The 24,203-nt window shown below is 32.0% G+C and carries 26 protein-coding genes; 16 read left to right on the plus strand and 10 right to left on the minus strand.

The features are described 5' to 3' along the window. Positions 1-36: 36 nt before the first annotated feature. The 4 genes from D1869_RS12490 to D1869_RS12505 are packed head-to-tail and all read left to right on the plus strand — an operon-like array spanning position 37 to position 3,015. Positions 37-324 (plus strand): hypothetical protein, encoded by a 288-nt coding sequence (locus D1869_RS12490; RefSeq protein WP_156015375.1) that lies wholly within the window; start codon positions 37-39, stop codon positions 322-324. Between the two features lie 3 nt (positions 325-327). Next, entirely contained in the window at positions 328-1,974 is a 1,647-nt protein-coding gene (locus tag D1869_RS12495) for a helicase C-terminal domain-containing protein (protein ID WP_156015376.1), read from the plus strand. Then, positions 1,971-2,765 carry a thioredoxin family protein gene (locus D1869_RS12500; protein ID WP_156015377.1) on the plus strand — a complete coding sequence of 265 codons (795 nt, stop codon included), beginning with the start codon at positions 1,971-1,973 and terminating at the stop codon, positions 2,763-2,765. The genes D1869_RS12495 and D1869_RS12500 overlap by 4 nt, the downstream gene beginning before the upstream one ends. Positions 2,766-2,787: 22 nt before the next feature. After that, positions 2,788-3,015, plus strand: coding sequence for a sulfurtransferase TusA family protein (locus D1869_RS12505; protein WP_156015378.1), 228 nt, complete (start codon positions 2,788-2,790; stop codon positions 3,013-3,015). Between the two features lie 21 nt (positions 3,016-3,036). Here D1869_RS12505 and D1869_RS12510 read toward each other — a convergent pair whose 3' ends face one another. After that, positions 3,037-4,860 (minus strand): hypothetical protein, encoded by a 1,824-nt coding sequence (locus D1869_RS12510; RefSeq protein ID WP_156015379.1) that lies wholly within the window; start codon positions 4,858-4,860, stop codon positions 3,037-3,039. A gap of 264 nt (positions 4,861-5,124) precedes the next feature. Here D1869_RS12510 and D1869_RS12515 point away from each other — a divergent pair, with 264 nt between their 5' ends. Beyond that, the gene (locus D1869_RS12515; RefSeq protein WP_156015380.1) at positions 5,125-6,357 is read left to right on the plus strand and encodes an RNA-guided endonuclease InsQ/TnpB family protein; all 1,233 of its coding nucleotides are present in this window, start codon (positions 5,125-5,127) and stop codon (positions 6,355-6,357) included. Positions 6,358-6,368: 11 nt separating this feature from the next. On the opposite strand, the gene D1869_RS12520 is transcribed toward D1869_RS12515, so the two are convergent. After that, positions 6,369-6,641 carry a hypothetical protein gene (locus tag D1869_RS12520; RefSeq protein ID WP_156015381.1) on the minus strand — a complete coding sequence of 91 codons (273 nt, stop codon included), beginning with the start codon at positions 6,639-6,641 and terminating at the stop codon, positions 6,369-6,371. A gap of 453 nt (positions 6,642-7,094) precedes the next feature. Between D1869_RS12520 and D1869_RS12525 the strand changes: the two genes are divergently transcribed. Genes D1869_RS12525 through D1869_RS12545 form a run of 5 tightly spaced genes read left to right on the plus strand, consistent with a single transcriptional unit; the run spans position 7,095 to position 12,127 of the window. Beyond that, a complete protein-coding gene (locus tag D1869_RS12525) occupies positions 7,095-7,730 on the plus strand; it encodes a superoxide dismutase (protein WP_010980368.1) in 636 nt (211 codons plus the stop codon). Between the two features lie 29 nt (positions 7,731-7,759). Then, on the plus strand, positions 7,760-8,833 hold the full coding sequence (locus D1869_RS12530) for a nucleotidyltransferase family protein (protein WP_156015382.1): 1,074 nt from the start codon (positions 7,760-7,762) through the stop codon (positions 8,831-8,833). A 36-nt stretch (positions 8,834-8,869) separates the two neighbouring features. Continuing rightward, positions 8,870-9,502 carry a hypothetical protein gene (locus D1869_RS12535; RefSeq protein WP_156015383.1) on the plus strand — a complete coding sequence of 211 codons (633 nt, stop codon included), beginning with the start codon at positions 8,870-8,872 and terminating at the stop codon, positions 9,500-9,502. Between the two features lie 34 nt (positions 9,503-9,536). Next, entirely contained in the window at positions 9,537-11,423 is a 1,887-nt protein-coding gene (locus tag D1869_RS12540; protein WP_184651011.1) for a thioredoxin domain-containing protein, read from the plus strand. Beyond that, complete coding sequence (locus tag D1869_RS12545; RefSeq protein ID WP_156015385.1) at positions 11,420-12,127, plus strand: SDR family NAD(P)-dependent oxidoreductase; 708 nt, start codon at positions 11,420-11,422, stop codon at positions 12,125-12,127. Before D1869_RS12540 ends, D1869_RS12545 begins: the two co-directional genes overlap by 4 nt. Here D1869_RS12545 and D1869_RS12550 read toward each other — a convergent pair. Continuing rightward, a complete protein-coding gene (locus tag D1869_RS12550; protein ID WP_156015386.1) occupies positions 12,111-12,545 on the minus strand; it encodes a hypothetical protein in 435 nt (144 codons plus the stop codon). The genes D1869_RS12545 and D1869_RS12550 overlap by 17 nt on opposite strands. Before the next feature lie 144 nt (positions 12,546-12,689). Between D1869_RS12550 and D1869_RS12555 the strand changes: the two genes are divergently transcribed. Genes D1869_RS12555 through D1869_RS12570 form a run of 4 tightly spaced genes read left to right on the plus strand, consistent with a single transcriptional unit; the run spans position 12,690 to position 15,347 of the window. Further along, positions 12,690-13,247: a hypothetical protein gene (locus D1869_RS12555; RefSeq protein ID WP_156015387.1), complete on the plus strand. Its 558-nt coding sequence runs from the start codon at positions 12,690-12,692 to the stop codon at positions 13,245-13,247. A 21-nt stretch (positions 13,248-13,268) separates the two neighbouring features. Beyond that, on the plus strand, positions 13,269-14,027 hold the full coding sequence (gene nucS, locus D1869_RS12560; protein WP_156015388.1) for an endonuclease NucS: 759 nt from the start codon (positions 13,269-13,271) through the stop codon (positions 14,025-14,027). Continuing rightward, positions 13,951-14,967 carry a glycosyltransferase family 2 protein gene (locus tag D1869_RS12565; RefSeq protein ID WP_156015389.1) on the plus strand — a complete coding sequence of 339 codons (1,017 nt, stop codon included), beginning with the start codon at positions 13,951-13,953 and terminating at the stop codon, positions 14,965-14,967. Before nucS ends, D1869_RS12565 begins: the two co-directional genes overlap by 77 nt. Then, positions 14,964-15,347 (plus strand): hypothetical protein, encoded by a 384-nt coding sequence (locus D1869_RS12570; protein WP_156015390.1) that lies wholly within the window; start codon positions 14,964-14,966, stop codon positions 15,345-15,347. The genes D1869_RS12565 and D1869_RS12570 overlap by 4 nt, the downstream gene beginning before the upstream one ends. Before the next feature lie 49 nt (positions 15,348-15,396). Here D1869_RS12570 and D1869_RS12575 read toward each other — a convergent pair whose 3' ends face one another. From D1869_RS12575 to D1869_RS12590, 4 genes are all read right to left on the minus strand, one after another. Next, complete coding sequence (locus D1869_RS12575) at positions 15,397-15,744, minus strand: hypothetical protein (protein ID WP_156015391.1); 348 nt, start codon at positions 15,742-15,744, stop codon at positions 15,397-15,399. Next, positions 15,741-16,406 carry a ParA family protein gene (locus D1869_RS12580; protein WP_010980379.1) on the minus strand — a complete coding sequence of 222 codons (666 nt, stop codon included), beginning with the start codon at positions 16,404-16,406 and terminating at the stop codon, positions 15,741-15,743. The genes D1869_RS12575 and D1869_RS12580 overlap by 4 nt, the downstream gene beginning before the upstream one ends. Before the next feature lie 118 nt (positions 16,407-16,524). Beyond that, entirely contained in the window at positions 16,525-17,502 is a 978-nt protein-coding gene (locus D1869_RS12585; RefSeq protein WP_156015392.1) for a (Fe-S)-binding protein, read from the minus strand. Next, the gene (locus tag D1869_RS12590; RefSeq protein WP_184651012.1) at positions 17,493-18,869 is read right to left on the minus strand and encodes an FAD-binding oxidoreductase; all 1,377 of its coding nucleotides are present in this window, start codon (positions 18,867-18,869) and stop codon (positions 17,493-17,495) included. The genes D1869_RS12585 and D1869_RS12590 overlap by 10 nt, the downstream gene beginning before the upstream one ends. Positions 18,870-18,897: 28 nt before the next feature. Between D1869_RS12590 and D1869_RS12595 the strand changes: the two genes are divergently transcribed. Both D1869_RS12595 and D1869_RS12600 read left to right on the plus strand, forming a co-directional pair. Continuing rightward, positions 18,898-19,893, plus strand: a complete 996-nt coding sequence (locus tag D1869_RS12595) for an FAD-binding oxidoreductase (RefSeq protein WP_221267101.1) — start codon at positions 18,898-18,900, stop codon at positions 19,891-19,893. Beyond that, the gene (locus tag D1869_RS12600; RefSeq protein WP_156015394.1) at positions 19,893-20,372 is read left to right on the plus strand and encodes a hypothetical protein; all 480 of its coding nucleotides are present in this window, start codon (positions 19,893-19,895) and stop codon (positions 20,370-20,372) included. Before D1869_RS12595 ends, D1869_RS12600 begins: the two co-directional genes overlap by 1 nt. A 62-nt stretch (positions 20,373-20,434) precedes the next feature. On the opposite strand, the gene D1869_RS12605 is transcribed toward D1869_RS12600, so the two are convergent. The 3 genes from D1869_RS12605 to D1869_RS12615 all read right to left on the minus strand — a co-directional run bounded on the left by D1869_RS12605 (position 20,435) and on the right by D1869_RS12615 (position 24,163). After that, positions 20,435-21,352: a 2-oxoacid:ferredoxin oxidoreductase subunit beta gene (locus D1869_RS12605; protein WP_156015395.1), complete on the minus strand. Its 918-nt coding sequence runs from the start codon at positions 21,350-21,352 to the stop codon at positions 20,435-20,437. Further along, entirely contained in the window at positions 21,339-23,219 is a 1,881-nt protein-coding gene (locus D1869_RS12610) for a 2-oxoacid:ferredoxin oxidoreductase subunit alpha (RefSeq protein ID WP_156015396.1), read from the minus strand. Before D1869_RS12610 ends, D1869_RS12605 begins: the two co-directional genes overlap by 14 nt. A gap of 137 nt (positions 23,220-23,356) precedes the next feature. Further along, positions 23,357-24,163, minus strand: a complete 807-nt coding sequence (locus tag D1869_RS12615) for a hypothetical protein (RefSeq protein ID WP_156015397.1) — start codon at positions 24,161-24,163, stop codon at positions 23,357-23,359. Positions 24,164-24,203: the final 40 nt, after the last annotated feature.

Raw genomic sequence — 24,203 nt, forward strand, 5'->3', positions numbered from 1 at the left:
ATCATATTATATGATAGATAGAAGAGGTGTAATAAGTTGAGTATAAATGAGGAAAGGCTACTAAATAAGATTGACTATAGGATAATAGAAATAAAGAATATTTCACCATCTGCAGAAGTCAGAGCAATAGTAATAACCAACAAACAACCATCAACCGAAATAGTAAATGATATTTCAACTATTGCAAAAGTAGAACTTATAATGCCATTCCTTTCTACGGTTAAAGTAAAGGCAAAAGCTAAAGATTTACTTACTTTGGCTGAAAAGGATTACGTTAAATTCATTATGTTAGAAGAAGTTTTAGCTAAGCTTGAAGAATTTTAAAAAGTGGAGTTAAGAGATTGGCAAAAGCAATTAAAAGATAAAGTAATAAATGCTGTCAAAGAAGGTTTTTTAGTCGCATTAAACTCCCCTACGGGGAGTGGTAAAACACTTTTTTCTCTCTTAATTGGTCTTAATACTAAGGGTAGAGTGATCTTTGTAGTTAGAACGCATAATGAATATTTTCCAGTATATAGGGATGTAAAGAAAATTGATCCTTCTCTAAAATTTTCGTTTGTTATAGGTAAGCCTAGTGCTTGTCCCTTTGCAACTAAGGATGTAGATACTGAAGATATTAATTGCAAATACTGTGAGATAAAAAATGCTATAGAAGTTAAAATAGATAAATCCCCTTTTGAGAAACTTAAAGAATTAAAAGAAAATGCTATAAAAGAAGGGTTCTGTCCCTATTATTCTCTGTTGGAATCAGCAAAGGAAGCTGATATCATTACAATAACGTACCCTTATTTTTTTATTGAAAAATATCTTAGTTTACTTGATATTAACTTAGAAGAGTATTTCATAGTAATAGATGAAGCTCATAATATAGATAGAGTAAGTGAAATCGAGGAAAGAACACTAAGTGAATTTATTCTCTCAATGGCAATAAAACAGAGCAAGAGCGAAGAAGTAAGAAGGATATTAGATAGACTCATAAAAGAGTTAAAAACTCTAACTTATCAAGATGAAAAATATATAAAATTAGATAAAGTGCCTGAGTTGTCAGATGAGGAACTCTCACTGTTAGTTGATGAGTACGAAGAATTAAGAAAAGAGGCAATAAAATCGAAAAGTGTATCTAGAATCTATCTGGGCTCTGTGATTCGTTTTTACGCTACTTATTCTACTGGAAATTTTATACCTTTTTCTTTTTCTAATAAAATTGTCCTAAAAACACTAGAGCTAAACCAATATTACAACTTACTAAATGATGAAAATCTTTCTATTTTATTAATGTCCGGTACTTTACCACCAAAGGAATACTTAGAGAAAGTACTAGGAATTTCTAGAAAAATTTTATATATAGACGTAGAGAAAGAAGTAAAGAAAAAAGTAACAGGCAGTTATCAATGTAAAATAGCGATAGATGTGACTTCTAAATACGATCTAAGAAGTGAAGCAATGTGGAAAAAATATTCCTCGTATTTGCTAAAAATTTATTATCAAGCTAGAAATCATGTGTTAGCAGTATTTCCATCTTATCAGATAATGGAAAAAGTAATGAGTTATGTTAATGTAAATAAAATCTTAGAAAATGAAGGAACAAGAATTGATGATGTTATAAAAATAGTTAAAGAGAGTAGACAAAAATATATAATAGCTGGCGTAGGAAGAGGAAAAATAACTGAGGGTGTAGAGATAACGGATAATGATAGAAGTTTAATTTCAGATGTAGTCTTAGTTGGTGTCCCTTATCCCCCCGAAGATGATTATATGAAATTACTTTCTAAGAAAATTTCAGAAAAACTAGGAGGAAAAGAGAAAGAATATCTAATAATGATACCGGCTTTAATTACTGTAAAACAAGCTATAGGTAGGTCTATAAGAAATATAAATGATACTGCATTAGTTTGGTTACTAGATAAACGATATGATTCCTTATGGTGGAAGAAAAACCTAAATTGCTTTAATTCAACAAAAATAAGGCTATGAAAGTAGAAATATTTACTCACAAGAATTGTATTGAGTGTAATTTTCTAATTGAATTTTTAGAAAATAAAGGACTCTTGAGTAAGGTAACGATAATTGATACAGAACTTTACCCATTTTTAGCATTTGAGAGAGGAGTAATTTCCACTCCGTCAATATTTGTTGATGGAAAGTTAATATTTGCTGGTGTTGTTGATTATGATGAGTTACTAAAGATATTATCTGGAGAAAAAGTAAGTGTAAAAATAAATAAAGAAGAACTTATCGACAAACTAATGTTTGGGATAATTAATTCATTCGCTGCAACGGCTTGGTTATATGTTAATAAAGATTTTGACGCTCTAATGGCTCAAAAGGATTTTGTATTTGCCATAACTGGGTTAGCACTAATAAGTGAAAGTGAAGCTGAGGAAATGTATAATTATCTTAGGAATGTTATTGTAAAGGAAGGAGATATTTATTTCGAGAAATGGAAGGATACAATGAAAAGAGTAATTTCATCCAACTTTATCAGGGAACTATATTGGTTATATGAGAAGAAGTTGCAGAAAGAATATGTAATGTCAAAATATCCTATTGAAGTTTTTGCACATTGGCTTATGGTTAGAGGAGGTGCAGTGGGTAGAGTTGGTTTAAGGATTCATCCTCTTAGTGAAAAAGAAATTATAACACGCATTAGTGAAGTTTATATTTATTTATTCAATAATTACGATAGTTTATGGGATAAAGTAATTAAAGAACAAGAAGAAATTCGTAAATCAAATAAAGAGCAAGTTAGATTCTTAAATTTTTAAACACTCAATACTAATATGAAGTATGTCACAACAATTAAAACTAGATCTAAGAGGTAAGCCTTGTGAAGAATATATTTTAGAAATATCAAAAATTCTAGTATCTATGAGAGCAGGAGACGTATTAATTGTTATAGCAGACCAAGATAGGATAATTTGTACGCATCAGCTTTTAAGAAATTCCCCTAGATATCTTTTCAAGGGCGATATAGTTGGTGACCATGCTGAAATTACGATAAGACGATTAAGATAAACTAAGAACTTAAAATAAATTTTATTCTTTTGTGTTAATTCCTACACGGATTTTATTTCCGTTAATTTCCGCTTTAAATCCTTTTTTATTTAAAAGGGCTATAATAAAGTTAGCATAATTTTCATTAATACCAATATCACTTAGATTTATTTCACCAGTTTCCAAAATTTGTGGCAATAAAGTATCTACTAATTCGCTTAACTGTGTTAGAGTATCTTTATTGCTAGCCAATTCTATAGCCTCCTTTAATTCAGAAATTGAACTATATAACCTGGATATTTTTTCACAATAAGGCATTTCTGGAGTTTGAAGAGTCTGTATTTCTATGTTGATTAGACTTATCATATTATCTATTTCTGTGCTCTTATAAATAGATGATATAGTTTTTAAAGTATTCTGTAATTCTATTAGCTCTACTAGAAGAAAGTTGTTTATTTTTTCTAGTAATTTAGTTGCATTTCCCACTTTGTTTATAGTGAATGGTTGTAATGGGATATCTGCTAAAGATTTCTTTATCTCATAACTTTCTTCCTCGGTGAAAAGCTGGATAACCTCTAATGCTTTACTAGCACATAAGTCTAATTTTTTATTTAGAATTTGAATATCCATATTATTTAATCTTTCACTGATATAATTCATATTAATAATGTTCAATTTATCTAAATTTACTCCGATTGTCTTATTTGTATTTTCAACAAATGTATTTAGAAAGTTAGTTGCTAAAATTATGTTTGTTTCAATTGTTTGTTTTAGATGTCTATAAAAATCTATAAACTGTTCTAATTTTATTTCTTCCTTTGGATACTCAATTTCTGATAAATTTATCCCAATTTTCTTTAGTTTCAATGTAAAATCATTATATCCTCTTATTTTGTCGAAAATTAAGTTGTTAATTTCTATCGTTAAAATTCTTTTCTGGCTAAGTAACTCGTCATTTACCTCACTAAGGCAATTTATATTTTTACATTCATTCAGTTTATTTTGTATAGCAGATATAGAACTAAAAGTTCCATCTATAATTTTAATTAAATCTCCTCCTTCTTTTCCTATTTCACTTCTTAAAGAATATAATACTGCCTGTATATTCTTTATCTCTTCATTAATTCTATTTTTTAAATTAGCTGTAGCTTCTCTGTTTTCATTTATAGTTTTAGTAAAGTTAATTACTCTATCTATTATATTTATAGCTAAACTTAAAATAATACCATAAAAGAAATATGGAGAATTAAAAAGAGTAGAAAAGTAATAAGCAGAAATAGTAATAGGAATAATTCCAACTACGCTATAAAATTTTGAGTTAATTGAATATAGAATTGAACCTATTAAAATTAATATGATCGATTCGAGAATTACATGATTATTAAAATTTACGGTAAGTAAATAGATGAAGGGTAAAAAGGAAAATATTCCATCTACATAAGATTCATTGAATGAAACACCAGAATAATATAGGATAGCTGCTATGGTTGGATTAAAGTTCTGAAGAATTAAGTTCCCAGCTGTTATCAAAGACCTAGAATTTCTTCTTATCGCTAAATGTATTAAAGGAATGATAAATAAAAAAACTAGTAAGAAAGCTATTTTTTCTATGTTAGGAAAAGAGATTATACCATTAATAATTTCTTCAAGTAAATTAAGATTAGATACAACTATTGACGAAATTATTAAAACTGGTAGTAAAATATTCTCTATTAGAAATGATATTGCAAATACCAAACCTAGTGTAATATACGCAAAATTTAGGTTTGTGAAATGTAATGCAATATAAAAACTTAGCACACCATTAATTATCATTATTATGATCTTCTTAGTTAATTCTTTAGCGTCATTAATTAAGATACTCATTTCAAAATAAATATAATAGTAGAACATAAATAAATTTTATTAGTTCAATTTAACGTATTATAGTTTTCTCTTCTGTAAAAAATCTAAAAAGTGTTGCTAAACTCTATCATAAAAGAACAGTTTTTCATATAATTATTGACAAATAATCATAACGTTTATAAAGTTTAGGGGTTCAAAGGGGGCGAAAAACCTCGCCTTTTAAGGCGGGGATGGATAGCCCCCTTTGTAGAAATATTTTTTAATCCACTCTCGAACATTTTATTAATGCCCAACGTAGGGTTCCGCTTTCGTGCATATGCTGACGATCAAACAATTAGGGCGTTAAAAGCCCAGTTGAGGTTAGCATGTGAGATGTACAACACCCTACGCTGGGCAGATATCTATTTCTACCAAAGGGACGGAAAGGGTCTTACACAAACGGAGTTAAGACAACTCGCTCTAGATCTAAGAAAGCAAGATAAGGAGTACCAACAACTCTACTCACAAGTAGTACAGCAAATTGCCGATCGTTATTACGATGCTAGGGATAGGTTCTTCAAAGGTCTAGCACACTTTCCTAAGGAGAAGAAACCCCATAAGTACTACTCTCTTGTTTACCCACAAAGTGGATGGAAAATACTTGAGAGCAGGGAAATAAGGACTAAGAGTAGGAAGAATAAGAAGAAGCTGGTGTTATTGAGGTTATCAAATCTCGGCGTGTTTAAGGTCATTGTTCATAGGGACTTCCCGCTTGACAAAGTAAAGAGGGTGGTAGTTAAACTAACACGTTCAGAGAGAGTGTACATCTCCTTCATGGTTGAAGGTGTTGGATTCTCTCAACTCCCAAAGACTGGTAAGGTAGTTGCAATAGATGTTGGGATAGAGAAACTCCTAACCACGAGTGATGGATTCTATTTCCCTAACTTGAGACCTTATGAGAGGGCACTTGAGAAGATAAGGAAACTCCACAAGGTTCTCTCGAGGAAAGAGTTCTTGTCGAAAAATTGGTTTAAAGGAAAAGTGAAGTTGGCTAGGGGTTATGAACACTTCAAGAACTTGAGGGAAGATCTTTACATGAAGTTGGGTAAGTGGTTCGCACAACATTATGACGTTGTAGTAATGGAGGATATAGATGTTAAACAACTGGTGGAGGAGTCAGAAAGGAAGTTGAGGATGAGGTTACACGATGTTGCATTCCATGAGTTGAAGAGAATACTAGAATATCAGTTGGAAAAATATGGAAAGAAACTGTTGTTAATAAATCCAGCATATACTTCAAAGATGTGTGCCAAATGCGGGTACGTAAAGAAAGAGTTAACTTTGACTGACCGTGTGTTCAGCTGTCCTAAGTGCGGTTGGGTTACTGATCGTGACTATAACGCTTGCTTAAACATGTTGAAGAGATCGGGGTGGGAGCCATCCTTAGTGCCTGTGGAGCTCTACCCTCTACCCGTAGCGAAAAGCTACGGGCAAGGTGGGGCTATGAAGCAGGAAGCTCCGCCCTTCAGGGCGGGGTAGCTCACAACATCCTAGAAGCCTTGCCTTTTTAAGGCGAGAATAGTTAGCCCCCTTATATTCATATACCCCTTTGTTGAAACATTTTTTAGTGATGTTAGTGACGCTCTTCCCAGATCGATTGAGGGCTTAATGGGACTGTGGGAGGAGCACCTATTATCTCTCCTCTCTTCCACGGGATCAGAGGCATTCTGTGTTGGATCCCCTATTCTAATCTTGGGGTGGTCTCTGCCCCACTCGACTTCCCACCAAATGAGAGATATATAACCCCGAATTGATGGTGACAACAATGAGCCACTTCATAGAGGAACCTATATAGGCCCATGTGGTAACCTTAGCTGACACTACGTTTGAAATTCAACAGAAAGATTTATTACTGAACGCTCTCACCTCTATGAGGTGTTGAGGAAGAAGATTAAGTAGTATAAAAATTTTGAACAACTGTTTTAGGATTCTCAATAATTTATGTGATTCTGAGATAAGAAGAACAACTATTGTGATATTATCCTAACTTATTTTAATATTTAAATGCAGATTAACTGTATTTTCCTTTTGTTACGTGTATAAGATTGTATAATAGCCATCATTAAATAAAGGAAGAAAATTCTTAATAATAACATTTTTCTATATTTCTATTGAAGAGTCCATATATTAGCTCGTCATTTATACAACTAAAATCAAATTAGTATTTAGTAGTTATTCTAAATAAGATATTTAATCTACTATCCAAAATCTCTTTTATGGCAATACAAATACAATTCAAAAAGTACGAATTACCTCCACTACCATATAAGGTAGATGCATTAGAACCATATATAAGTAAAGATATTATAGATGTTCATTATAATGGACATCATAAAGGCTATGTCAACGGTGCAAACTCATTTTTAGAGAGGCTAGAGAAGATAATTAGAGGTGAAATCACTTCTGGACAATATGATATACAAGGGTTATTAAGAGGACTAGTATTCAATATTAATGGACATAAGCTTCATGCATTGTACTGGCAGAACATGGCTCCAGCTGGTAAGGGTGGAGGAAAACCTGGTGGTGCTTTAGCAGATTTGATAGATAAACAGTATGGTAGTTTTGATAAATTCAAGCAGTTATTCACAGAAGCAGCTAATAGCTTACCAGGTACTGGTTGGACAGTCTTGTATTATGACACGGAGTCCGGTAATTTAGAAATAATGACATTCGAGAACCATTTCCAGAACCATATAGCTGAATTACCAATAATATTGATATTAGATGAGTTTGAGCACGCGTATTACTTACAGTATAAGAATAAGAGAGCTGATTATGTGAACGCATGGTGGAATTTAGTAAATTGGGATGAAGCAGATAAAAAATTGCAGAAATATCTTAATAAGTAATTTTTTTATCTTTGTATCCTATATTTCTTATGGTCTCAGCTATAGTATTAGCTGGAGGATATGCAACTAGATTAAGACCTTTAAGTCTCACAAAACCTAAAGCTCTTTTACCCATTTTGGATAAGCCTCTTTTGGATTATATTTTAGATTCATTAGAAATAGCTGGAATAAATGAGGTATATTTATCCCTTCGTGTTATGGCAGATAAAATTTTGTCTCATATTGAAGGTGAAAATAGAAAAGTAATTCCAGTAATAGAGAAAGAGAGACTAGGAGATGCAGGACCATTAAAATTGATCTCACAAAGATATAATCTATCTGATGATGTTCTTGTAATATACGGGGATATTTATAATGAATTGGATATAAAATCATTACTTAGATTTCACGAAAAAGAAGGTTGTGATGCAACTATAGTAGGAAAACCTGTAGAAGATCCTAGAAGATATGGTGTTTTAATAACGGAGGGAGAACGCTTAGTACAAATAATAGAAAAACCAAAGAATCCAGTATCTAATCTTATAAATGCTGGTATATATGTATTTAAGAAAAAAGTATTAGAAAAAATAGATGGACAAAGTATAGCTAAGAATTTTTTACCAAAACTTCTATCTGATAATACTTGTATAGCTGTTTATAAATATGATGGATTATGGATGGATATTGGAGTACCATCAGATTACATAAGAATAAATTTACAACTTTTATCTTTAAAATATCCTAAGGGATATATTAATGAAGAAGCAAAAGTAAGTGAAAAAGTTAACCTAATTCCACCTTATTATATAAGTAGTGGCGTAAATATAAGTGAGGACTCATTCATATTTAATAGTATTATTGGTAAGAATACGTCCATTGGTAATGGTGTTTATATAGACCAAAGTATATTAATGGAAGATGTTAAAGTCGATAGTTTTAGTTATATTAGAGATAGTATCTTAGGTGATAAAGATAATTTAGGAAAATGGGTTAGATTAGATTCAGTTATTTTGGGTGATGAGGTAGTAATATATGATGGTGTATTTGTAAATAGAGATACAATAATTTTACCCTATAAAGAAGTTAATGAGTCCGTATACGATAAGGGAAAAATAATATTGTGACTCTACTCTCTTCTTTTAATACTCTAGAGATATTATGTGAGAAAACTTCTGCTATCACTATTAATCATTTTAATATTTGTAGTATTATCTACCACGGTAACTAATAGTTATGTATTAAAGATAATTATTAAAGGACCCGTGGAAGTCTTAGTAATTACCAATGACTCATCGATTTTCCTACATAATTCTACTCTCCTAACTTTTAATAGAAGTGTAATAATTTCAGTTTCTCCTTTAAATCCAGGTTACTATGTGGAGATAAATGGGACAAGGTACATCGAATACACTAGAGCTATAAATAGTTCTGAAACACTTAATATTACAGCCATACCAGAATTTGTAAAAGTTTCTTTAAATCTTAATGGATCTGGAAATATTAGAGTAACTTTTAGTAATGGGTCTTCGATTATAATGAATAAATCAACAGAGTTTTATGCTTTAAATAATTCTCTTCTTTATATTTACTCATCAAAAACTATGTTTATTAACAATATTACTACAAATTTTTATATTCTAGCTCTTAATAATAATATAACGTTAAATATAACTTTCCTTAATGATAAAAGCTCAAGTGCGGATAACGTATCTAATTCTCAGGGATTTATTGGTATAGGACTTGGTTTAATAGCTTTATCATTCTATTTGTTTCTTAAAAAGAGACAACAATAATCCAAATAAATTTATTCTAATACATCATTAAAATATGTTAATGAATAGATTAAAAGAAAGTAAAAGTGCATTTCTTTTACAAGCTGTGAATAGTCCTATTGATTGGTATCCTTGGGGAGAGGAAGCTTTTGAGAGAGCTAAAAAAGAAGATAAACCAGTACTGGTTGATGTTGGTGCTTCTTGGTGTCACTGGTGTCATGTAATGGACGAAGAAACTTATAACGATCCAGAAGTCGTGAAAATAATAAATGAAAATTTTGTTGCGATAAAAGTAGATAGGGATGAACTTCCAGATTTAGATAGAGAGCTACAAAATCTAGTAAGCGCAATCACCGGAGAATCTGGTTGGCCATTAACAGTATTTATGACACCAGATAAGAAAGTGTTTTTCGGAGGAACTTATTTCCCTCCAGAAGATAGATACGGAAGAATTGGTTTTAAGAGACTTTTAAGAGAAATTCTGAGAGTATGGAAAGAAGATAGAGAAAAGATATTAGAAGTTGTTAAGGCTACTTCATCTTTGAAACTGCAATTTAATACTATGACTCCAGAATGGGAAGTAATAGAAAACTCTATTTCAAGTATTGTTTCTGTTTATGATTTCGAGAATGGTGGACTTCAAGGAGAAATGAAATTTCCGCATCCCACAGTAGATGAGCTTTTACTAGGTTACTCTTTTTATACTGGTAGTGATACGGAAAGAAAGCTTTCTCTCTTTACTTTGAAGAAAATGTTCTATGGAGGAATATTCGACCAAGTTGGTGGTGGTTTTCACAGATATACGGTGGACAACGAATGGTATGTTCCTCATTTTGAAAAATTACTTATAGATAATGCTGAGCTTTTATTAGACTATTTACAAGCATACCAACTAACACAAGATTCAGACATATACGACTGTTTGAGACTTATGTATAATTTTCTTGTTAGAGATATGAAAATTGAAGGAGGTTTTGCAAACAGTCTTGACGCTGATTCTGAAGGTATAGAGGGTTATTATTATACATGGACTGAAGGAGAATTTTCTGATGCGTTAAAAGGTGAAGATATTGATTTTTGGTTGAAATTCTTTAATTTAAAGCTAGGTAAAGAGGTAGAAGGAAGAAAAGTCTTAAGGAGGACTATAGACTCCAGAGATCTTGCAAAATATTATTCTGTGGAAAAATTAAACGAAATAAGGAATAAACTTCTAGAGTATAGAGAGAAGAATAGGAAAAAGCCTTTTAGGGACGAGAATTTATATACCTATCCTAATTCTAGGGTAGCAGAAGCTTTACTATATACTTATCCAATACTAAAAGCTGGATTAAATGATGCATTAGAAATTGTAAGTAAGTTAAGCAAGAACATTACAAGAAGACTTGAAGGAGGCAAAGAAGGATTACTGGAAGACTATGCGTCATCTACTTTAGCACTAATAGCTGCTTATGAGGTAACTGGAAATGATAAGTATAAAGATATGGCTTTATCCCTTTCACAAACACTAAAAGATAAAGAGGGTTATGTGCTCGATTCCCCTAATGAGTCACCAGAATCATTAAGGCTGAAAGCTCTCATTAAGCTCTCTCAAATAACGGAGGAAAAAATAGACGTAAAAATTTATGAAAGTTCTCCTGCTTTTACTTCTGGTGTTTTGTTTAGTGTAATGAGCTTTCTTAAAGGAGTAGCCCATATAGTTATTGTAGATGAAAAGGATGGCAAAGCTGAAGGGTTACATGATACAGCTTTAACCTTATATTATCCGATGAAGGTTGTAGAATTAATAGATGATTCAAAGAAAGACTACCTCCCGTCATATATGCGTTCTATGATAAATTATAATAAAGGGATAAGTAGAGCCTTTGTATGTATAGGAAATAAATGTAGTATGCCTATAATATCTGGGGATAAATTAAAAACATACCTAGGTGGGGTAAGATGAGACTAAAAGGAAGACGCGTATTAATTGTTGGAGTGAGCAAAGGATTAGGCTATGCTCTTGCATACTTTCTACTTAAGGAGGGAGCCAGTGTTATAATTAATTCTCGTAATGAAGAGAAACTAAAAGAAATAAAGAAGAGTCTAGAGAGTATAGGTGAGATAACTTATGTTGTCGGAGATGTATCAACGCTGGAAAAGGCTAGGGAAGTTGTTGAAAAGGCTGGTAATTTTACTGACTTAGTTGTAACTGTTGGAGGTTACATAGAAGACACTGTAGAAGATTTAAAAGGTTTAGATGAGATGATAAATAGCCATATTAAAATTCCTTTATATGTTATACATTCTTCCTTAAATAAATTAAAAGAAGGTTCAACTATAGTCTTAGTCTCAGCAATTAGGGGTATTTATACAGCTTATCCTACACAACTTTCTTATGCTGTTGGAAAGGCAGGTTTAGCTAAAGAAGTTGAAATTTTAGCATCTGAATTGCTGAGTAGAGGAATTAGGGTTGTAGGAATTGCTCCAAGTTTTATAGATGGAGACTTTGTACCAGATAGGGACTGGAAGAAATTGAGGAAGCTTGGCGATTTTAAAGCTCCTCCCGAAGATTTTGCAAGGGTTATCGTTTGGTTATTAACTGAAGAGGCTGAATGGGTTAATGGTGTTGTTATACCAGTAGATGGTGGTGCTAGACTAAAATTATAAGTGTAGATTTTCCGATAAAACCAAGTTGATTATCTACCTTTTTTATTTCGATCTCTATTTTACCATGTATAAATGGGATAAAAATTTTCTCCCCTTCATATATAGGTTGTTGAAATAAAATTTTCCTTATATAATCTTCTAATCCATCTATTCTTAAAGGCGTTTTTATAACTACTTCTCTAGACTCTTCTATCTTCTTTGGTTCAACCTCAGCTTCATCTTCCCCTGATATAAAAAGTCTACTAATTCCTATCTCGTTATCATCAATTTTATTACTGACACCTACTTTGAGTACGATCTCCTTGGTTTTAGTTATAATCCTTGCATAATCTCCTAGATACTCCGCGTTCTTTTTTGAAACTACTGCATACCTCTTTCCTTTATATGGTGAGGGGGGCGGTACAATCTTTAATTTCATCAATTTAATATTAGAATTCAAAGTTTTAAATTCAAACAATATTAACAATCATATTATATTCTGTACCTAATGAGTGAAGTTAGTTTTCATTTTAAGTGTAATCAAGACTCTATATTATTCAATTGCAACTATAAACTCTACAGTATGGAGTATAGCAAGTTAAATAATGACATAATAATTAGACTTAATTCACCTAAATTCAGGGTTAGCTTTGAGAAAGGAAAATTCTTTGATATGCACAATTTGCTAGTAAAAAAAGGCGTTGAAGGAGAGGAAAAAATAAAGCCTATAGTTAGAGAATTTTCTGAAATTATGAAGGAAGGTATAGCTCAATTTTCTCTTCAAAATAATTTACCTCTTTCAATTCTCATGAAATTCTTAGATGAAATGCAAGATATTTATCTAGATCCTAGAAAATATCTTGATTTTGAAGTTATAAGTATATTAATAGATGTTAATAAAGAATTTATGAAAGATAAACCCGGATTTACTACTAATAGAAAAATAACTATGGAATTGCAATCACAAAAGGGTTGTGCTAAAGTTATCATACCAGAAGATGGAAATATATCTCATTTCTACTCTCTAGACTGTAAAGAGTGGATTGAAGATTTTTCGATGTATAGAAATTTACTCTACTCTCTTCATCCAACAATTAGCGAAATAAATGAAATAGTCAATTTCATGAAAAAAGTTATTTAAGCAATTTCCCCTAGTATTACTGTGACTCAAGTATTACTAAATCCTAGTTTGGAGGAAGCATATCATTTTCTTGTTAAAAACATGTATAACAATCTTATAACGTTGTTTGGTGATTGCGAAATTCAATACGAAGGAAGAGCTTATTCTCATGCTTCTCTCGCTTCTAGGCTAATAATAATTAAGGTTGATGGCAGTGTAATTGTTCATGAACACACTAAAAGGGAACCAATAAATTGGCAACCTCCTGGTAGTGTAATAGTCGTGAGAAAAGAGTCTGGAGTATTAAGTGTAGAGTCTATAAGAAAGAGACCAAAAGAGAGACTATATATTATTCTTAGAAGACTCTATTATCTTACCTCTGCTGAAGTAAATAGCGGTAATTTCGATATTAAAGGAACAGAGAAAGATATAGTAGACTTAGTACTGGAAAATCCTAATTTAATAGAAGAAGGATTTAAACCCATACAGAGAGAATATAGAATACCTTATGGTATAGTTGATCTTTTTGGATATGATAAGTTTGGAACGCCTTTTGTATTAGAGTTCAAGAGGAGTAAGGCAACACTTCAAGCGGTTTCTCAACTTCACAGATACTACATGTTCTTTTTGGAGAGTTATGGAAAGGCAAGAGGTGCGCTAGTATCTCCCGGTATATCTGAAAAAGCTTTAAATCTGATTGAGAAGTTAGGATTAGAGTATATTGATGCTAATAGAATTTTTGATTCCATTACCAATTCTAGCAGATATACTATTAGTATATCAAATATACAAAGAAGTTGAGCTAAAGAAAATTAACGGTGACTTTAATGGGTTCGCATCAGTAATTATACCAATCAAAGGATTAGATGTTAATCTTGAAGAAAATATAAAATCCCTCTTAGCGCAAGATTATCCCCGTTACGAAGTTATATATGTAGTTGATGATTATGAGGATCCTTCAGTACCTATTCTTAAAAAATATAGTGTGAAAATAATAAAGAGTGAAGATGTATGTAGTTTATGTAGCGGAAAAATAAAGGCACAATTAACTGGCCTTAGATATGCTTCAGGCAATATCATAGTATTCGCTGATTCAGATACATGGTATCCAAGCTATTGGCTTAAGGAGCTTGTGAAACCTTTATCTAATTTTGTAGCTACAACAGTTTTCTCATGGCCTAAACCATATAAACTAACTTTAAGAAATTTCATAAGGGCAGGGTTTTGGACTTTTGGTTTTGAGTCACAAGCCGTTGGAGGTACATTCCTTTGGGGAGGTAGTATGGCGTTCAGAAGAGATTTCTTCGATAAATATGTTATTGAAGAGCTCAGTAAGAACTGGTGCGATGATTGCACCTTAACAAGAATTGCAAAGGAGAGAGGAAATATAGGATTTATAATTAATGCTGTTCCGCTCAATATATTTGATGAAAGAAATTTAATAAAATGGTCAGAACGTCAGATGATAACTGTATATATGTATTCAAGAAGAGGGTTCCATGCATTTATTCTTCTCTCTGTTTTCATGCTAGTTTTTCTTATTTTATCTTTTTTATCCCCTATCTATAGCACTCCTTTAATACTATGGGTTCTAAAAAATATTATAAGGGGTTATCGTACAGGATATTATATTATTCCTGCAATAGCATCATTATTTGCTATTTTCTATGCTCTTATTCTTACTCCTTTTGCGTTAAGACAAAAATATATATTTTGGCGAGGAAATAAATATAAAGTGTGAAATGGAAAAAAATATTAATTATTGGAATTTTCTTACTATTGTTCTCTATAGGATTGGGGGATTATCTGCTTACTCTAAATTATAATGAGATTGTATTAAAACCGTACCAATCTACAACTATTTCCCAAGCGGAAGTTTTAGCTAACGGACCTATACGTGCTCAATCAATTGCTGGAACTTTAGTTGAGGGGACAAACACGTATAGTGTAATTAGCGGACCCGCCGTTCTCATTAATAATAATACTAAGCCTATCAGTTTAGTTGTGATTCCAAACAATTTATTGTTAGAAATTGATTATTTACTTATATTGATAAGTTTTGGTATGATACTAATTTCTGCTCTACTTCTTTTTTACAACAAAGTGGCAAAGAGGAGATAGTTCTAATAAAAAATTTTTATGGTGAAAGCATCCGTAGTGTAATACGACATTAGATTTTTCCATTTTCTTTAGCCACTTTTTCTGCAACCTGAAAGAGGTCTGGATACATTTCTTTTAAGCCTCTTTCTAAGGCTTCCTTAGCAGTTCTACTCATTTTGAACCCTGGGACTGTGTTATAAAGGTATTGTAGAACAAGGTATGAAGGATAGCTCCATATACCAATCTTTGGATCTTTATCTATAAATTTTTTCATTATTTCTTCTATATTATTATTCGAAACTTCATTTGGGTTTGTTGTGATACTTTTATTCTCTTCTACGGTTTTTTCTACTTGTATTTCAGTCTCTTTCTTTTCTTCTTTTTTCTTTCTACCAAAAATAAGATCTAATTCACTCAACTTTCTAACACCAGTTTCGCTAATTCTTCAAAAATTGGTGAGAATTTTAATTTCTTGACTCTAAACTCTTCATATCTGACTGCTGGAACTCCGAGTCTAGAGGCTTCATAGAAGAGTTTAGAGGGAGGAATAGAAATTTCTACACTCTTCACAGAAGAGAATTCAATCTTTACAGCTCTCTTTGACATATTAGTAAAAGCTATGGCTTGTTTTTTCAGAGTAGTAAGTCTAGAGTCTAAATTCTTAGCAGCTTCTATTGATAAAGGTTGTGGAGTTATTGGGGAAATAATCTTATCAGCTGCTATCATTGCCGAAACTGAAAGCGTACCTAAATTTGGAGGCGTATCTATAACTAAAACATCATAAGAATTCGATAATTTCTTTAAATCATTCACTATAGTTTCGATGTCACCATTTAGTTCTAGTTGAAGTAAACCTATATGAGAAGGGAAAACCTCGACGTTAAATATATTTACACTTTTTTCTCCAAGTTTAAGTTCTTTCTTATCTCTCTTCATACCAAAAGAGATTGTTGCTCCTCCCTCTGGGTCTAAGTCCATTAAAGCTACGTTATTTTTTATTTTACTAAACGTATAAGCTAAGTTGACCGAGGTTGTAGTTTTTCCTACACCACCTTTTTGGTTAATAACTGTAACTATCATGTCTAGAGTCTTAAGTTAGGACTCTTAATTTTAGATTCTTCACATAATACTCTTCTAAGTCAGTTTGCAAATTACCAGTTAAAAAAGGTTGTAATAAAAGCAAAAATCCTTAAAAATATTAAAGGAGGTCTGCTATATGAATTGGTTTAAGTCCCATTTTAATAAAAGCTAATGAGCAACTAGGATTTGTAGACACTACTGTGTTCACTCCACTTTTTAGAGTCTTCTCTTTCTTTACTTGCATTACCTTCTCAGAAATTTCTTCGTGAAATAGGAAATAATCACCACCAGCTCCGCACTCGAAGGAAGGTTCATCCGATTCACTAATTTCAACTCCCATCTTGCTAAGAACTTCTCTTGTATACTTATTTAACCCTAGAATATTAGCGTGGCAAGGTTCATGAATAGTTAGCCTTCTTTCTACTTTCGGTAAAGGTAGATTAAATTTGATTATAAATTCTGGAAAATCATATACTTCTAAACCATTCTCTTTCATATGGGCTGAACAGTTAGAAGATAAGGAAACAATTGTCCTTCCATGAAACTCTTTCCTTAATTTTTCTATTAGCTCTTTACTTCTATTTAATTCACCAGCATTCTTATGTGCTAAACCACAACAACCATTATATATCTTTACTCTATAGCCTAGACTCTTCAAATAATTTAGTGTTTTTTGCACAGTTTCTTTAAAGAAAATTGAGGTTATACATCCGGGGAAGAGAATTATCTCTTCATTATTGTCTCTATACTCTATAGGTTTCTCAGCCTTAACTGGAATCTTTTTAGCATATTCTCCTCGTATAAAATAAGGAAGAAGATTAGGTCTCTCTAATAGTCTCAACATTACTTTTTGTACTGTATTTGGTTTTCTAACTCTTGTTATAATCTCAGAATATATTACCCCGCTAGGGCAAGCTAGCTCACATCTTCTACAATACATACATGTATCAATACCCTCACTAGGAATGTTTAGTTTTACAGCAGTTATTCTACCTCTTGGAGAGTGAACTTCAGATCTTGTTACTACATAAGTAGGGCAAGCTTCTAGGCAAAAACCACAATGTACGCATTTTTTTAGTTCCTCTTCTAATCCCATTCCCAAAGCACCTTAACTTCTTTACTTTTTATTTTGCATCCTCCAAACATTTTACAAGGATTGAACAAATTATTTGGATCAAATTTGTTCTTAATCATCTTTAGTATTTCCAATTCCTTTTCATTGTAGTAAATATTCATATATTTAATTTTTTCAATACCAATTCCGTGTTCTCCTGACGGAACTCCTCCATGTTCTATTACAAACTTTTCGATCTCATCGCTAGCTCTTACAGCTCTCATAAAACTATCAAAATCATCTGGATCATATGAGATTAAGGGATGTAAGTTTCCATCACCAGCGTGAAATACGTTAGCGATATAGACTCTATACCTTTCGGCTACACTTGATATAAACTCTAAAACATTTGGCAAATCACTTCGTAGAACATTACAATCTAATGTAATATAAGCTGGAGAAATAGTTCCCATAGCTGGAAATGCTCCTTTCCTCGCATTCCAGAATCTAGAGTCATCAGTTGGTATTATTACTTCTCCCTCATTCTCTTCTATTGCTCTCTTCACTCTACTCTCTTCCTCATTTACCTGAATATTATGACCATCTAATTCTATGAGAAGTATAGCCTCTACATCTGGAAGCCCAGCTCTATATCTACTTTTTTCTATAGCCCTTATAGCATTTCTATCCATTAATTCTAATGCAGATGGTATTACACCATTTTCAAAAACACTAATAATCGCTTTACCCGCATCTTTTATACTATTAAATATTCCAATCACAGTCTTCTTAGATAATGGCTTTGGAAATAAGCGCAATTTTGCTCTTAATATTGCACCTAAAGTTCCTTCAGCCCCTATGAATAAGCTAGATAGGTTCAAATATGGAGTTGGATAGAATTCTTCGACTTCGCCATTTGGTAGAATAACTTTAAGCGAGATTACGCTATTAAACGTTGGACCATATTTCACTACATGAATACCACCAGAATCATGGGAGATATTTCCTCCAATACTAGATACTTGAAAACTAGCGGGATCTGGTGCATAAAATAAATGAGACGGTGCATTTTTTGTTACCATTGCGTTAACTATACCGGGACCTACTTCTATTTCAAACCCCTTTTGGGAATAAACTTTGTTTAGCCTACAAAGAGAAACTATATATTCATCCTCTTCTATGGGAACTGTAGCACCGCTTAAACTTGTACCCGATCCTCTAATTATAATCTTCTTTTTGTTATGTATAAGTTCACGTATTACTTCTATTGTTTCTTCTTCATTACCAGGTAATATAACGGCTTCTGGTTCTTTTTTAACTGCAGTTAGGCCATCAAATCCATATAACTTTTTATCCTCAGTAGTGATCACCCATCTATCGCCAACGATTTCTTTTAACTTTTTTAGCATCAGTAGTGATTGATTTATGTAGTTTAAATTGCTTATACATAATGCTGATTGTAAAGAAATATATTACCCCTCTTCTTATGAAGAAGTAGTTAATTTGATTAGAAAGGCTAACGAGCAGAAATTAACTGTACATCCTTTCGGATTAGGGACAAATCATATAGGTAAACAGCTTTTTGCAGATGTTTGTATTTCTATGTCTAAATTGAATAAAATAATAGAAATTTCAAAATCAGATTTATATGTTGTTGCTCAAGCAGGAGTCTCTGTGGATATGCTAGAAGAAGCTATAAAGAGCGAGGGGTTATTTCTTCCATTTACTTATTCTGGTACTTTAGGTGGTTTAGCCTCTACAAATAAACCATCGATTTTTTCATTGCTTTACCCTTATCCTAAAGACTTCATATTAGGTGCAAAAATAGTAACTGGCAATGGAGAAATAATAAGAAGTGGAAGTAAAACAACAAAATTTTCTAGCGGATATAAAATATGGAAAGTCTTATCTGGAGCTTTAGGTAGCCTCGGAATTTACTTAGAGTTAATATTTCGTCTAATTCCAAAACCTGAAATGATAGCATATGCTGAGGTAGAAGATCCTTTTAGATATATTTCTCTTAGACCGTGGGGAATACTATCAACTGTAAATAGTGGTAAAATTACAAATTACTTAATATTTGGTGGGTTTGCCAATTTTATAAAGAAAGTGAGCGAAGAATATTCAATTAACTTTAGTGAAGGCTTACCAAAAATAGGCTTAGAATGTGAAAAAATACTCGGAATAATAACTGCTAGGGGGGAAGAAATTGAAGTATTAAGGCTATTTCAAAAAGGAATAGCATATGTGGGTGCAGGTTACGTTAGAGTTTGTGACCCTAATGCTTTAAAATTAAGAGACAATGGATATACAGTGATAATAGAAAAAGGTTGCCAAGATGATGAAAAATGTTTTGGTTTTTCATATTCAACATTTAAATTAATTAAGTCAGCATTAGATCCTAACAATATTCTCATAGCGGGGTTGGATTAATGAGCGAGTATTTTCTTAATTTTAATGGAGAAAAAATCTTTGTTATACTTATAGGTCATGCTGAGAATAAATACTATCTTTATTATCCAAAAGGAGATACTTTAGTAATACTAGATGATAAGGGAAATATTGAAATGAAAGAAATCCTTGAAGTAATAGGTGAAGCCCCTTCAGGCTTTAAGGTAGCCGAATTATCCGAGCCTTGGGAAAAAGTGAAGAATAGAAAAGTAGTATGGAATATAGTTAATGAGGAAATTGAAGGAGATAACGTATATGTGGTTGTTAAGAACGTAAAAGATTACAGAATAATCGAAAATTCATCTGCTCCAGATAGATTAAAATACTATATATTTAAAGATGCGGATCCGTGGGAATTTAAGGATTGGTGTTGCGTACTAATAGTCTCGACAAAGGATATTAATGAGCTTCCTCCATCATTTAAAAAAGTATATTTTGATGAGAATAAAATAAAATTCTAGTATGTATGATTGATTAATTCTTCTTCTAAAAAAGTAAAAAAGTTAAATTGAATCAACTAAAATTAGTCGACTTCCCTTTCTTTTAGTAACGGGTCAATTATAGTGGTTAATTTTCCTTCTTTTTCGATTAATTGTTTAGCTGGTGTATAGTCAAGATATGCTGGTGAATTAGCTTTTATACGTTCTTCATAACTGGGCACTAGTTCATTCTGATAGAATATTCCAATTGGTATTCTATCTCCCCATTCTAAGCTTTTATCAATAGCTTTCTTTATTTTTTCATTTACTTCTTCTGGTTTTTTAACTACTGGATCCCAGTCTGGCAATGTTTCTAATTTATAAATTCTTTTATCGTACCACTCTTTAGTGTTAATGTCGTTATAAGTAGGACAAGGTTGAAGCACATCAATTAGGGCTAATCCTTTATGTTTTATAGCACTCTTTATTAATTCTTTTAGATGTTTTACATCATAAGCATAACCTCTTGCCACGAAAGTATAACCAGATGATATGGCTAAAGCTACTGGATTTACTGCATCATTTATGTTAGGTCTAGGTAAAGACTTAGGTTTTTCTCCTCTTTTTAATGTTGGTGCAGCTTGTCCTTTCGTTAAACCGTAAACTCCGTTATTATGAAGAATAACAACCATGTCAATATTTCTTCTCCCAGCAGCTACAAAATGTCCCGCACCGATTCCTAATAGGTCACCATCTCCTCCATTTACAATAACTACTAAATCTGGATTAGATAACTTTATTCCAGTAGCGAAAGCAATTGCTCTTCCGTGTAGAGTATGGACTCCAGAGATTGGGGTTCTAAAGAAATGTGGTATTTTACCAGAGCAGCCAATTCCAGATACTACTACTACATTCTTGGTATCTACTCCAAGCTCAATTATCGCTTGTTGTTCAGCATTTAAAATTCCGAAATTACCACAGCCTGGGCACCAATCATTCCATTGAGGTTTAAATGCCGCCATTTAACACCACCCTCTTTTCCCCATCTTTAATAACTTTAATTAGTGCGTCTTCTAATTCATCCCTTAAGAAAGGTCTACCATTCCATTTTAAAATCGAATTAGTAACATCTTTACCAGTGTACATCTTTACTAAGAGAGAAGTTTGAGCAAGATAATTTCCTTCTACAGTAATTATCTTATCTCTTCCCTCCATAAGCTTGTTTACTAAATTCTTGGGGAATGGGGAGAACATTCTAATTTGTAGTAGGGTAAAATCGAAGGTTGATTCTTCAAGTATATCCCTTAGTACTCCAGTGGGTGAACCCCAGGTGATTATTAAGTTTCTTGAGTTCAAATCACCATAAATCTTCACTCTACTCTCTTCTGGTATTTCTTTATCCGCAACTTCAAGTTTCTTCATTCTCTTTTCATACATCAAAGTTCTGTTAACTACATCCTCTGATATATGTCCCTCTTCATTATGTTCATCACCAGTATAGTACATTGTTGCCTTACCTAAGAAAGCTCTTGGAGAAATTCCATCATTAGTTAACTTAAACCTCTTATAGTTAGCGTCTACAGACTCTACAATCTTCCCTCTTTCCGCTTTCAATTTATCTAATTCAAGTTCCTCATAAGGAATTGTTGAATAAGAGTTTGCCAAAGTTTTCTCAACAAGATGAATAACTGGTGTTTGATATTTTTCTGCTAAGTTCAATGCCCAGATAGCATCCTTAAATGCTTCGGCATGATCTCCAGATGCTAAAACAATCTTTGGAAATTCTCCATGTCCAGCAAATATGGGGAATATTAAATCGGATTGAGCAGTCCTAGTAGGTAAACCTGTTGAAGGACCTCCTCTAATATAATAAGTAATTACAACTGGAACCTCATTCATTCCAGCCCATCCTAATCCTTCAACCATTAAAGAGAAACCTGGACCAGAAGTAGCTGTTGCAGCTCTAACTCCGGTTAGTGCTGCACCAATAGCCATATTTATTGCAGCTAATTCATCTTCAGCTTGGACTACAACGATAGTACCCTTCTTTTTATCTCCAGTTATTGGATCCTCCATTAAAACATCCTGATGGGCCTCTATATATACACTTTCATCTGAGGCTGGAGTTATCGGATAATATGATTGAAATCTTACTCCTCCATAAATCTTTCCTATGGCTACAGCAGTGTTACCATCTAACCAGAATCTTCTCTCCTTTGAAATCGGTTTTAGATTGTATCTTGACTCAACTATATCATAAGAATCTTTAACTGCAAGTGAGTTCATTTTCCTATAAAGATCCTGCTTAAAAGTACTGTTTATAGCTTCAATAAGGTAATTTATATCTAGACCAAGTAACTTATATGAGATTGTAATTCCTACGATATTTTTAACTCTCTCAGCAACTGATAAAGGAACCTTCATTTCATCAGCAACTTTCTTAGCTATTTCATCATAGTTAACTGGAATAAGTGTCACGTTATTTTTACTTGCATATTCAAGAGCTCCCTTAACTGTAGCTTCGTACCCTTGTTTAGTTAGAAAATCCTTTATTCTTTCAGCTAATTCTGGTTCCATTGATTGTACGGCATCAATTTTGGTTGTTTCAACTGCCTTATTATAAATTAGAATATCTTTAACATCATAGAAATGTTGGAATATGGTTTCTGCGTCAAATGATACTAAAATATTAATCTTTTGAGTATTGCTTCTTACTCTTTTATCACTGATTGTTAAAGAGAAATAGCTATGTCTTCCTTTTATATTAGAATAATATTCTCTGTTTCCATATATATAATAACCAGCTGAGGCTACTGCATTTCCAAAAATATTAGCGGCTGTATCAATCCCTGTACCTTGTGCTCCTCCTATAACCCAACTAAGTCTCATAATTGTCAATATTCTTATTCTTTTTGAGGTATATAAGTAAATTTGAAAAATAATTAATATTTCACTACATATTTTTAAAACATATTTACATTAGAATTCGGAGTATGATGTTTAATTTATTAGTATTGTATTTTTAATTAAAAACTAGGTAATTTGTAAATTAAACCATTTAATATAATCTCTTTATTTATACTATTCTTCTTATAGTCATAGTATAACTCTGCTTTGCTTTCTGCTGTTAAAGTATCACCATTTATAACATCATCTCTTTTAGCCTTTCCCTGAATTATGTTAAAGTAAAATTCTCCATTTCTCATATTAATTTCAATTTTATTTTTATATGGGTACACATTATTGCTTAAAATTGTAAGATGAAATATTGATTTTAGTGATGTGAATAAATTTACACTAACTTTATTTCGCGATTGTAATACTTGTGTTACACTCCTAAAATCTGTGAATATGTTCCTTTTTCTATCATAACTTTTCACAATTCCATTCTCAAATTCTACGATTATATCATCATCATTTTGAGTTTTTATTGCTTTCTCCATATCTTCTATGTTTGAATAAGGCATAAAAGTGAATCTCACTTTTCCATTTAATATTACAGCTCTAGGAGGAATCCAATTATTTTTAATTATCATAATTTCAGTTTTTTCACTTATTGGTATAGCATAATAAATAAAGTGGGTAAAAATTTCTTCTGATTCAGTATTTAATATTTTTATTGCTTCTTTTATAAATAAATCTCTACTATAACTATATTTTTTGAAAATATCTCCTAATTTGGAATCTAGCTTTTTTACCATTTTTTTTAATAAATCATCTTCTAAATAAAATGATATTAGCGGAACCAAATTGTTTTTCTCTGAAAAATCTAAAGCTTCACTAATTACTGATTTTAAGCTATTGATTTGCATGAGAAGTTCTACTGATTGCACAAATAGAGATTTTTGGATTAATTAAAAACTCTATTTCTCT

This window comes from Sulfurisphaera ohwakuensis (assembly GCF_009729055.1).
GTDB lineage: Archaea > Thermoproteota > Thermoprotei_A > Sulfolobales > Sulfolobaceae > Sulfurisphaera > Sulfurisphaera ohwakuensis.